Annotated in this window: 13 protein-coding genes; 10 read left to right on the forward strand and 3 right to left on the reverse strand. The window is 62.5% G+C overall.

Going from position 1 to position 11548, the window contains the following annotated elements; genetic code table 11:
* The 3 genes from AC1D1X_RS06470 to AC1D1X_RS06480 form a co-directional block, all read right to left on the reverse strand.
* Positions 1-366 (reverse strand): serine O-acetyltransferase (locus AC1D1X_RS06470; protein ID WP_477697999.1); only part of this gene is annotated, 366 nt, incomplete at its 3' end.
* A 9-nt stretch (positions 367-375) separates the two neighbouring features.
* Positions 376-1191 carry an RNA methyltransferase gene (locus AC1D1X_RS06475; protein WP_477671564.1) on the reverse strand — a complete coding sequence of 272 codons (816 nt, stop codon included), beginning with the start codon at positions 1189-1191 and terminating at the stop codon, positions 376-378.
* 14 nt (positions 1192-1205) lie between these two features.
* Positions 1206-2066 (reverse strand): LysR family transcriptional regulator, encoded by an 861-nt coding sequence (locus AC1D1X_RS06480; RefSeq protein ID WP_477671563.1) that lies wholly within the window; start codon positions 2064-2066, stop codon positions 1206-1208.
* A 104-nt stretch (positions 2067-2170) separates the two neighbouring features.
* On the opposite strand from AC1D1X_RS06480, the gene AC1D1X_RS06485 reads away from it, so the two are divergent.
* From AC1D1X_RS06485 to AC1D1X_RS06530, 10 genes are all read left to right on the forward strand, one after another.
* Positions 2171-2458, forward strand: coding sequence for a DUF1330 domain-containing protein (locus AC1D1X_RS06485; protein ID WP_477698000.1), 288 nt, complete (start codon positions 2171-2173; stop codon positions 2456-2458).
* A gap of 141 nt (positions 2459-2599) precedes the next feature.
* On the forward strand, positions 2600-3571 hold the full coding sequence (locus AC1D1X_RS06490) for an inositol monophosphatase family protein (RefSeq protein WP_477698001.1): 972 nt from the start codon (positions 2600-2602) through the stop codon (positions 3569-3571).
* Positions 3572-3715: 144 nt separating this feature from the next.
* Positions 3716-4012, forward strand: coding sequence for a phosphopantetheine-binding protein (locus AC1D1X_RS06495; protein WP_457279104.1), 297 nt, complete (start codon positions 3716-3718; stop codon positions 4010-4012).
* The gene (locus AC1D1X_RS06500) at positions 4009-4680 is read left to right on the forward strand and encodes a COG4648 family protein (protein ID WP_477671560.1); all 672 of its coding nucleotides are present in this window, start codon (positions 4009-4011) and stop codon (positions 4678-4680) included. The genes AC1D1X_RS06495 and AC1D1X_RS06500 overlap by 4 nt, the downstream gene beginning before the upstream one ends.
* Positions 4677-6341, forward strand: coding sequence for an AMP-binding protein (locus tag AC1D1X_RS06505; RefSeq protein ID WP_477698002.1), 1665 nt, complete (start codon positions 4677-4679; stop codon positions 6339-6341). The genes AC1D1X_RS06500 and AC1D1X_RS06505 overlap by 4 nt, the downstream gene beginning before the upstream one ends.
* Positions 6338-7306 carry an LpxL/LpxP family acyltransferase gene (locus AC1D1X_RS06510; RefSeq protein ID WP_477671558.1) on the forward strand — a complete coding sequence of 323 codons (969 nt, stop codon included), beginning with the start codon at positions 6338-6340 and terminating at the stop codon, positions 7304-7306. The genes AC1D1X_RS06505 and AC1D1X_RS06510 overlap by 4 nt, the downstream gene beginning before the upstream one ends.
* Before the next feature lie 4 nt (positions 7307-7310).
* Positions 7311-7955, forward strand: coding sequence for a LolA-related protein (locus AC1D1X_RS06515; RefSeq protein WP_477671557.1), 645 nt, complete (start codon positions 7311-7313; stop codon positions 7953-7955).
* Positions 7955-10297: an MMPL family transporter gene (locus AC1D1X_RS06520; RefSeq protein ID WP_477671556.1), complete on the forward strand. Its 2343-nt coding sequence runs from the start codon at positions 7955-7957 to the stop codon at positions 10295-10297. Before AC1D1X_RS06515 ends, AC1D1X_RS06520 begins: the two co-directional genes overlap by 1 nt.
* Positions 10290-11093 (forward strand): polysaccharide deacetylase family protein, encoded by an 804-nt coding sequence (locus AC1D1X_RS06525; protein ID WP_477698003.1) that lies wholly within the window; start codon positions 10290-10292, stop codon positions 11091-11093. The genes AC1D1X_RS06520 and AC1D1X_RS06525 overlap by 8 nt, the downstream gene beginning before the upstream one ends.
* A gap of 86 nt (positions 11094-11179) precedes the next feature.
* Positions 11180-11548, forward strand: a 369-nt coding sequence (locus tag AC1D1X_RS06530; RefSeq protein ID WP_477698004.1) for a phosphatase PAP2 family protein, incomplete at its 3' end; no start/stop codon positions are given.

Below are 11548 nucleotides of genomic sequence, written 5' to 3' on the forward strand. Positions count from 1 at the left end.
GCCCAGGGTTGGGTGGCGTTTGGTGCCCTTGTACAGCGAGGTACCGCCCAGCGTCACACCCTGGTAAATCGTGCAACCGTCGCCGATTTCAGCGGTTTCGCCGATGACGACTCCCATGGCATGGTCGAAAAACACGCGTTCACCAATTTTGGCGCCAGGGTGTATTTCAATGCCTGTTACCCAGCGCGAAAAATGCGAAATGAAACGGCCCAGCCACTTGAAACCGTGGTTCCAGCACCAGTGCGCCCGGCGGTGCAGCACCTGCGCATGCACGCCGGGGTAGCAGGTCAGTGCTTCCCAGGCCGTACGCGCGGCAGGGTCGCGGTCAAGAATGCACTGGATGTCGGAGCGAAGTCGGGAAAACATAGGCGAAGTCTACTGAGGCTGTGAACTGCTTGCTGGGACCACGCTTTTGCCCCTGGCTTCGGAGGCCTTCTGCAGCATGGCTTTGGCCACACCGCGCAGGATGTGGATTTCCTCGGGGCTGAGCTGGGCACGGTTGAACAGCTGGTTCAGGCGCGGCATCAGTTTTTTGGGCGAGGCCGGATCCAGGAAGCCGATGCCGGTCAAGGCCTCCTCCCAGTGCCTGAGCATGCCCGCCACTGCGGCCGCGTCGGCCAGCGTCGGCTCCGCCGTGGCGGGCTGCACGCTGAAACCGCCCAGCGCCTGGCGCCAGTCATAGGCAATCAGCTGCACCGCCGCGCCCAGATTGAGCGAGCCGAACTTCGGGTCGGTCGGAATGCTCAACGCCACATGGCAGCGGTAAACGTCCTCGTTCTGCATGCCGAAGCGCTCGGAACCAAACAAAAACGCAACGGAATCTGTCTTCTGGGCAATAGGGACGTGCGCGAGCAGCTCCTCTTTTGATAGCAGACCTGCCAGGCCCAGCAGCTGTGCAAAGTGCTGGCGCGGCGCCTGCGTGGGCGGGCCGAAGTCGCGTGGCGTCATGGCGGTGGCGCACAGGTGCGCCATGCCGTCCACGGCCTCGTCCAGCGTGGCCACAATGCGGGCGTTTTTGAGAACGTCGAGCGCCCCGCTGGCCCGCTGGATGGTTTCTTCACGGTTGAGCACATTGGCCCAGCGCGGCGCCACCAGCACCAGGTCGTCAAAGCCCATGGTTTTCATGGCACGGGCCGTGGCCCCCACATTGCCCGCATGGCTGGTATTGATCAGGATGAATCGCGTGTGCATGGAGCTGGATTGTCCTATGCCGGCGGCTTCAGGACGCGGAGCAATGCATCCACCTTTGGCGACTTCGCCCCTTTGCGCCAGATCAGGTCAGTCTGGGCGCAGTCGCTGCCCGGCGGCAATGCGTGGATACTGAGCCGGCCACGCTCCGGAAAGGTTGCCAGCACGCTGCGCGGCACCAGCGAAATGCCCATGCCCACCACCACGCAGCCCAGCATGGCATGGTAGGACGTGATTTCAATCGTCTGCACCGGCATGCTGTTTTTCAGCAAGTACCAGGCTTCCAGCCGTGCGCGATGCGGGCAGCCCTTTTCAAAAGCCACCATGGCACGCGGAGGCTCGCTGTTTGCCTGCGTCACAGGCGGATGCGCGGCGCTCGCAACAATCACCAGTTCCTCGGTGTAAATCGCCTCCCGTTCAAAGGGACCCTCCGCAATAGCCCCAGTGACCAGCGCCGCGTCCATCTCCCCCGCCAGCACGGCTGCGGCCAGTTGCTGCGGGTTGCCGGTTTTTAGCGCGAGCCTGATTTCCGGATAGAGACGCACAAAATCGCTCAGAGGGGCCGGCAACCGCACAGCCGAAGTGCTTTCCATGGCACCGAGCACAAAAACGCCGCGCGGCTGCCCTCCCTGCACAGCATCGCGTGCTTCTTCAGCCAGGCTGATCAGGCGCCCGGCATAGTCCAGCAAGATCTGCCCAGCTGGCGACAGGTGCAGCCGCTTGCCCTCACGGATAAAAAGCGGCACGCCGAGCTTTTCTTCCAGTTGGCGGATACGCGTCGTGATGTTGGACTGCACGCGGTGCAGGCGCTCGGCAGCACGTGTCACCCCGCCCGCCTCCACCACGGCACGAAAAATAACCAGGTCGCTCAGCTCCATGATCTCTTGAAAAGATATTAATTATCTTTATTATTCATTTTTCAGAATGAATTGTCACGCGTATCGTCCAGCCTTCATCACTTCACACCACCCAAGGAACAAGAATGGCAAAGGCTTACTGGATCGTGCGCGTCTCGGTGCRCAACATTGAGGAATATCCTCGTTACCTCACGGCGGCGCGGCCGGCCTTCGAGAAGTTCGGGGCGCGCTTTCTGGTGCGCGGCGGCGCGTACGAATGCATGGAGGGCAGCTCGCGCGAGCGCAACGTCGTCGTGGAGTTTGCCGACATGGCGACCGCCAGGGCCTGTTATGCCAGCCCTGAATACCAGGCGGCCCGGGCGATACGCCAGCAACACGCTGACTCGGATTTCCTGATCGCGGAAGGCGCCTAGAACAGGTTTCTGGACGATTGGGACGCGATATCGACCTTGGGAAGGGGCTGGGAAAGGACGGTTCGCGTTTATGGGAAAATACCGGCATTGCCCGCCGCCCGCATCGCCGGCGCCGGTTCGTTCCGCTCTTCCCTACAAGTTATGTCCAGCAATCTCCACCCCATGCTCAACGTGGCCATCAAGGCTGCGCGCGCTGCAGGCGCCATCATCAACCGTGCGGCGCTTGACGTCGAATCGGTTCGCATATCGGTCAAGCAGACCAACGACTTTGTCACCGAGGTCGACCAAGCTGCTGAAGCTGCGATCATCGAAACGCTGCTGACGGCCTACCCCGGCCACGGCATCCTGGCCGAAGAATCCGGCAGCGAGCATGGCGCCAAAGACTCCGACTTCGTCTGGATCATCGACCCGCTGGACGGCACCACCAATTTCATCCACGGCTTTCCCGTCTATTGCGTCAGCATCGCGCTGGCCGTCAAGGGCAAGGTCGAGCAGGCCGTGGTGTATGACCCCACCCGCAACGACATTTTTTGCGCCACCAAAGGCCGCGGCGCCTACATGAACGACCGCCGCATCCGTGTAGCCAAGCGCACCCGGCTGCAGGAATGCCTGATCTCGACCGGTTTCCCCTACCGCCCCGGTGACAAGCTCAAAAGCTATCTCAACATGCTCGGTGAAGTCATGAGCCAGTGCGCCGGCGTGCGCCGCCCGGGCGCTGCGGCGCTGGACCTGGCCTACGTGGCAGCTGGCTTCAGCGACGGCTTTTTTGAAACCGGCCTCAAGCCCTGGGACGTGGCGGCCGGCTCGCTGCTGGTTACCGAGGCCGGCGGCCTGATCGGCAACTTTACCGGCGAGGCTGACTTCATTGACCACGGCGAATGTGTGGCCGGCAATCCGCGCATTTACGGGCAGATGGTGGCCACTTTGGGTAAATACAGCAAATTTGCTGGCGCCGGCGACAAAGCCACGGTACGGCAGGCCCTGCAGRAAGACACTATGAGCACCGAGACCGCCGACGCCACCGCCCAGCCCGCAGACAAACCAAAGCTGACCGCCAAAAAGATCAAGTCCTCCGCGGTACGTGCCAACACCACACCGGACGCACCCTTCTAGCACCAGCCGTTGTARGCAAAGGCCGCGATGAAGGCTTGAGCCGTATAGCCTCAGCTAAAATTTCCGCACTGCGCAGGGAGTCGCATGCACGCAGCGGCCCCGACCGAACTGTTTTCGCACCTGGTAATAACTAGTAATAAAACTATGCCTGAATCCACCGTAAAAACCTCTTCCACATCGGCTGATGCAGCCTTGCTGCGCGAGGTCGCGGAACTGGTGGTGAGCGCCCTCAACCTTGAGGTGAGCGCCGACGATGTACAACCCGACGAACCGCTCTACGGCGACGGCTTGGGGCTGGATTCCATCGACATCCTGGAAATTGCGCTGGTTGTCTCCAAACACTATGGCCTGCAGCTCAGGGCGGACCACGAAGACAACCACGCCATCTTTCATTCGCTGCGAAGCCTGGGCGACCATATTGCCGCCTGGCGAACCCAGTGACAGCTGTGCTGGCGACACGGTTTACCCAAGCCTGTCGCTGGGGCGGCATCGCGGCTTTGGGAATCGGCTACGCTGTGCTTTCCCATCTGGCCGCGGCATCGACGGCGCCGGGCTTGCTTGAGGCGCTGGTCGCCGTGCTTCCGCTGCTGGTGCTGGCCGTTGTCCTGGCCTGGCGTTCACCGCAGCGCCCTGTCATGCTGGCCCTTTGTGGTGTAGCCTGCCTCGGGTTTTATCTGTTCAGGGAATGGCTGATCACCCATTACAACTGGGTTTTCCTGCTTCAGCATGCGGGCACATATGCCCTGCTGTGCGGAACTTTCGGCCGGACACTCGTGCGCGGCCGCACACCGATGATTGCGCAATTTGCCCGCATCGTGCATGGCGAGCTTTCGCCTGCGCTTGTTTCTTACACGCGGTCGGCCACCTTGGCGTGGGCCTTGTATTTCGGAATCATTGCGGGCTTTTCATTGCTGCTGTTCTGGTTGGCGCCCATTACTGTGTGGTCCACTTTTGCCAATCTTCTGGGCATTCCCCTGCTCGCACTGATGTTTGCAGCGGAATATGCCGTTCGCTGCTACGCATTGCCGGCAGCAGATCGTGCCGGTCCGCTGGAGGCCATTCGCGCCTACCGGCAGGCTTCCGCAGAAAGCCGCGCGCGCCGGCCATGACGACGTTTCCGCTGATCTCGCACACCCGGGCTGAAGACGTTGTGGCTTGCAGCCATGGCCAGGCCGTTACCGTTGAACATTTTCTGACCGATGTCAGGCAGCTTGCGGCGGCCCTGCCCTCAGGCAAGCATGTTCTCAATGTCTGCGCAGACCGCTACCGGTTTGCCGTGGGTATGGCGGCCGCCCTGCTGGCAGACAAGGTCAGCCTGCTGCCACCCACGCTGACGCCGGAAATGGTGAAACAGGTCCGCAGCTTTGCACCAGACGTGTTTTGCCTCGCGGACCAGCCACAGTCCCTGGCCCTGCCGTTACTGAGCTGGACGGATGCGATGACGCCACGTCCGCCAGGCGCCGCAACTGGCATGCAGTGCGATATTCCGCAAATTCCCGCATCGCGCATTGYCACCATCATGTTCACCTCCGGCTCGACCGGCACGCCGGTGGCGCACCGGAAAAGCTGGGGCGGGCTGGTTCGCAGCGCGCGGGCTGAAGCCGACCGGCTCGGCTTGCTGGATGGCCGCAAGCACAGCATCGTGGCGACAGTGCCTCCGCAGCACATGTTCGGCTTCGAGTCCACCGTGTTGCTGCCGCTGCAAAGTGGCGCCATTCTGGTGGCTGCCCATCCGTTTTATCCGGCCGATATCTGCGCCGCACTGGCGCAAGCGGAGCGCCCCCGCATGCTGGTGACCACGCCCGTGCATTTGAAAGCGCTGCTGGCTTCAGGCCTGGACATTCCGCAGGTTGACCTCGTGCTGTCCGCCACGGCACCCCTGCCACCCCAGCTGGCATTGGCCACCGAAGCCCGGCTGCAGGTTCCTCTGCTGGAAATCTACGGCTCCACCGAAACGGGACAAATCGCCACGCGACGCATGACCGAGGCCCTGGCGTGGACACTCTTTCCGGACGTCACGCTGAGCATCAGGCAAGGCCAGACCTGGGCCTCAGGCGGCCATGTCGACCAACCCACCCCGCTGGCCGATGAACTGGAGTCGGTGTCGGACACACAATTTCTTTTGCACGGCCGGACTGCCGACCTGATCAATATCGCGGGCAAGCGAAGCTCGCTGGGCTACCTGAACCATCAGCTCCACGCCATACCGGGCGTGATGGACGGCGCCTTCTTCATGCCGGACGAGGGTTCCGGCGACACCGTGGTACGGTTGATGGCTTTCGTTGTGGCGCCGGGCCTGACGGCGCCGGCCCTTTTGGCGGCACTGAGGGAGCGGATTGACGCCATCTTCATCCCGCGGCCCCTCGTGCTGCTCGACAGCCTGCCACGCAACAGCACCGGGAAATTGCCGCGCGATACGCTGGTTACCCTGGCGCGCGACCATCTTCAAAAGAAATCTCCCGTTCCGGGCGAAACCCGGTTTTCCATCGCCCCTGACCATCCGGCGCTTGCCGGGCATTTCCCCGGTACACCCATTGTTCCCGGTGTGGTGTTGCTCGACGCCGCCATACACGCGGTACAACACGCACGTACCGGCCATGCCCCGGAGGTCTGCCAGATCAGCTCGGCGAAATTCCTCAGCACGGTGGGGCCCGGTGAGACGCTGACCATCTCCTGCAGCACCGCCGCCTCCGGCAGCACGCGCTTTGACATTTCCAGCGGCGACCGAAAAGTTGCCACCGGAACCTTGCTGCTATCGCCGCAGCCATGAACACGCCACGCGGAGCCAATGCGACATCCGGCGCCGAATGGCAGCAGCTCCCGGAACGCAGCAACGGCTTCATGCTGCGTGTCATGACCTGGATCTCGCTGAACCTGGGCCGTAGCGCCAGCCGCATCGTCCTTTACGGGATTGCAGCCTATTTCCTTATTTTCGCGCCGGCGGCGCGCCGGACGTCGCGAAACTACTTGCGGCGCGTGTTCGACCTGCCGTCGCCCGCTGCGGTCGGCTGGCGTCATCTGTTCCGGCATTTCCTGAGTTTTGCTTCTGCCATTCACGACCGTGTTTACCTGCTGAATGACCGCTTCGAGCTGTTTGATATCCGGGTGCACAACCAGCAACTGATCGACAAGGTGGTGGCTGACGGAAGAGGCGTGTTCCTCATCGGCGCCCATCTGGGCAGTTTTGAAGTTCTGCGGGCCATCGGGCGCCAGCAACCGGGCCTGCGCATTGCCATGGTGATGTACGAGGAAAACGCGCGGAAAATCAACGCGGCGATGGGCGCCATCAATCCCAAAGCGCAGCTGGACGTCGTGGCATTGGGACATATCGATTCCATGATCAGGGTGCACGAACTGCTGGATGAGGGTGCCGTCGTCGGCATGCTGGGTGATCGGTCACTGGGCAAGGACGACACCTATTCCATCGAGTTCCTCGGAGACGCCGCCGAGCTGCCGCTGGGTCCTTTTCGCATGGCCGCCATCCTGAAACGCCCCGTGTTGTTCATGACGGGGCTGTACCGCGGCGGCAATCGTTATGACATTCATTTCGAACCTCTGGCGGATTTCTCGACGCTACCTTCGCGCGGCCGCACAGCGGCGGTGCAATCCGCCATGACGCGCTATGCTGCACTGATGGCGCAATACTGCCGCAGCGCGCCTTACAACTGGTTCAATTTTTTTGATTTCTGGCGACCTGCGCCGCGGCAGTCCGGCCAGCCCGAACAAAACACCTGAGCATATGACACACCTTATTCAGCAAACATCCACCCCCGCCTCATCGCACATCACGCAACAGCCGTCACGGCCCGTCTTCGCGCTGGCCGCAGTTGTGGTGGGTCTGGTGTTGGCCGCATTGAGCCCGGCAGCGCTGGCCGCCTGGGACCTTCAGCAACTGATGGATTCGCTGGCGCAAACCAAGTCGGGCCGCGCCACCTTCGTCGAAAAAAAGAGCATTGCGTTGCTCGACAAACCGGTGGAATCGTCCGGGGAACTGCTCTATACCGCGCCAGACCGGCTGGAAAAGCGGACGCTCAAACCGAAGCCTGAATCCATGGTGGTGAACGGCGGAGAACTGGTGATTGAACGCGGGAAGCAAAAATACCAGTTACGGCTCCAGGCGTACCCCGAGCTGGCCGCATTCATTGACAGCATTCGCGGCACCCTGGCGGGCGACCGCAGCGCCCTAGAGCGCAACTACCGGCTCAGCCTCGAAGGCACGGCCGAACGCTGGACCCTGCAATTGCAGCCCGTCGATCCCAAAATGCAGGCGGTGATCCAACGCATCCGCATTACGGGTGTGCGTGACCAGTTGCGCAACATCGACATCGCCCAAGCCGATGGCGACAGCTCCACCATGACCATCGAGCAAGTGGCCACCCCGTGATGAACGGCGCACGCGGCCGCATGGCAGCCATTGCGGTATGGCTGGCATTCCTGATCGGTTGCGGCATTGTCATCAGCCGCACACAGTTCACGACCGACCTGTCGGCGTTTTTGCCGCGTACTCCCACACCCGAGCAACAACTGCTGATGGACCAGCTGACCGAGGGCCTGGCCTCGCGCCTTGTCCTGGTAGGCATAGAAGGCTCCGACGCCCCTCAACGTGCAGCGCTTTCCAAAAAAATGGCGCAGCAGCTGCGCACCGATTCCGCTTTTGCCAGCGTGGCGAATGGCGAACCCGTCAATAGCGAGCGGGACCGCAATTTCCTGCTCAACCATCGCTATCTGCTGAGCCCTTCAGTGACGCCGGAACGATTCAGCGCGGATGGGTTGCACACGGCCCTCACTGACAGCATCGAATTGCTCGCTTCGCCCGCAGGACTGATGGTCAAGGCCCTGCTGCCCCGCGACCCTACCGGCGAAATGGTGCAGTTGCTGGGCCAGCTCAACGGCGGAAGCCAGCCGCAACAGGCCCATGGCGCCTGGACTTCCCGTGACGGCAAGCGGGCACTGATGCTGCTGCAGACCCACGCAGCAGGCTCTGACACCGATGCCCAGCAACGTGCCATGGCCGCGATTCGCCAGGCCTTCGATGCGGCGGGCGGTTCCTCAGCTGGTGCCAGCTTCGTCATGACAGGCCCTGGCGTATTTTCGGTCACGTCCCGCGAAACCATTCAAAGCCAGGTGAGCCACCTCTCGCTGATCAGCGTGGTGCTGATCGCGACGCTGTTACTGCTGGTTTACCGTTCTGTCAGCGCCCTTTTGCTCGGATTTTTGCCCGTGCTGAGCGGCGCGCTGGCGGGGATTGCCGCAGTCAGCCTGGGTTTTGGGTCGGTGCACGGCATCACGCTGGGCTTCGGCACAGCGCTGATCGGCGAAGCTGTGGACTACTCCATCTATCTTTTTGTGCAGTCCGAAGATGCAGGCGCCGACCAGGCGCATTGGGTCAAGCGCTTCTGGCCGACCGTCCGGCTCGGCGTTCTGACCTCCATAGCCGGCTTTGCCTCTCTCTTGTTTTCGGGCTTTCCGGGCCTGGCGCAACTCGGCCTGTATTCGATTGCCGGCCTGGTCGTGGCCGCCGCCGTGACCCGCTATGTACTGCCGCATCTGCTACCGCGCCATTTCCGCATCCATGATGTGTCGGCCATCGGGCGGGCGCTGGAGGGGCTGGTGCAACATGCGGCCTTGTTGCGATGGCCTGCCGCGGCCCTGCTGATAGCCGCCTGTGCCGTCCTTGCGGGAAATCACGCCAGCCTGTTCAACGACAAGATTTCCTCGCTCAGCCCGGTCTCGCAAGCCGATGTGGCGCTGGATGAAAGCCTGCGTGCCGATATGGGAGCGCCTGACGTGCGCTATGTGGTGGTGGTTTCCGGCGCCAGCCAGGAGTCGGTACTCCAGACCGCCGAACAGGTTTCAACCCTGCTCCAGGCACAGGTCGAGCGCGGTGAAATTGCCGGGTTTGAGAGCCCCAGCCGCTACCTCCCCAGCGTGGCCACGCAACGCGCCCGCCAGGCCAGCCTGCCCGCTGCTGAGGTGTTGCAGGCCCGCATGACCCAGGCCACGCAAGGGCTGCCAGTGCGCCCGGGGGTGTTTTCACCTTTCCTGGCAGAGGTCGCTGCCGCCCGCAGCCAGCCCTTGCTGCAGCCAGCCGACCTTGAAAAAACCTCGATGGCCATGGCCCTGGCCGCGCTGCTCATTGGTAAAGACGGCCGCTGGAGCGCCCTGCTACCTTTGACTGCGTCCCAGGGACGAAACATCGACGCCGACAACATTCGCGCCGCGCTGGCCACCAAGCCCTTGCCTGGCGTACTTTTTGTCGACATGAAAACCGAGTCTGACCGTTTGTATTCCAGCTACCTGCACGAAGCCATCGTGCTGTCGCTGGGCGGGCTGGCTGTCCTCGTGGCCCTGCTGCTGGTGGTTTTCCGGTCCCCGTCCCGGGTGCTGCGGATCATTGCGCCGCTGGCGGCCGCTGTCGTCACAGTCACGGCCGGGCTGGCCCTGCTGGGCCAGCAACTGATCATCCTGCACCTGGTGGGCCTGTTGCTGGTCGTGGCCGTGGGCTCCAACTACGCGCTGTTTTTTGACCGGCCCGAGCCCCATGCCCCGATAGCGCCCAGAACCCTGGCGTCCATGCTGCTGGCCAATCTGACCACCGTCGCAGGGTTTGGCCTGCTCGCTTTTTCCAAGGTGTCCATCCTGCAAGCCATGGGCGTTACCGTTGCCCCGGGCGTCATCCTGGCGCTGGTTTATGCCGCAATTTTTGCCAGGAAGCCCCATGCCTGACCTCCGGTGGAAGCCCAGCATCCTGGTACGTGCAAGCATCACGCTGCACGCGGCGGCACTTGCGGCCATCCTTGTTGATTCCGGCTGGTGGCGCTGGGCGCTTGCCGCCGTGGTCCTCAACCATCTGTTGCTCACCGTCGTGGGTATGTGGCCCCGCAGCCAGTGGCTGGGCCCCAACTGGACCCGCCTGCCCCAGGCCTCCGTCGCCAGGCGGGAAATCGCCCTGACCATCGATGACGGCCCCGACCCCGCCGTGACACCCGAAGTCCTGGATCTGCTCGACCGGTATGCGGCCCGCGCGACCTTTTTTTGCGTCGGTGACAAAGCCGCCCGCCATCCCGAGTTGTGCCGCGAGCTTGTGCGGCGCGGACATGCCGTTGAAAACCACAGCCAGCACCACCGCCACTACTTTGCCCTGACGGGCCCGCGCAGCATGTTTCGCGAGTTGCAGGCAGCGCAAAACACACTGAGCGGCCTGACGGGCCGGCGGCCCCTTTTCTTTCGCGCTCCCGCCGGCCTGCGCAACCCCTTTCTTGACCCGGTACTGGCCCGGCTCGGCCTGAAGCTCACCAGCTGGTCCGTGCGCGGCTTTGACACCCGCGTCACCAATGCCGAGCAAGTAAAACGCAAACTGACGGCCGGGCTGCAAGCCGGCGCCATCTTGCTGTTGCATGACGGCAATGCAGCACGCACACCGCAAGGTGTTCCGGTCATCCTGGATGTCCTGCCCGCCCTGCTGGAGTCCATTGCGGCCGCCGACCTGCACACGGTGACCMTGCAGCAGGCCCTCGCATGAATCCTACGCAGAAAACCCGGCAGAGTCCGTGGTCACAAATAGGGCGGGTTATCTTTCAGCACATCTATCTGAAAGCCATTGGCACGATGCTTTTCATCGGCGTGTTTTTCGGCGCCTACTTTTACCTGCTCAAGCACCCGGCCTTTCCGATCGCGGTGATGCCCCTCACCTGGCCCGACCACCTCATCGGTTTTGAACCGCTGGCCTTGCCGGTTTACCTCTCGCTATGGGTTTATGTCTCGCTGCCGCCCATCTTCTTTGGCGACCGGCGCGAACTCTTGCGCTATGGCGGCGCCATTGCGCTGACCTGCCTGGCGGGCCTGCTGGTGTTTTATTTCTGGCCCACGGCCGCACCCGCTCCAGACATTGACTGGCCGAAATATCCGCAGATGCTTTTCCTGAAAAACATGGATGCGGCAGGCAACGCCTGCCCTTCGCTTCATGTGGCAACAGCC

It is taken from the genome of Polaromonas sp. P1_G4 (assembly GCF_056405475.1).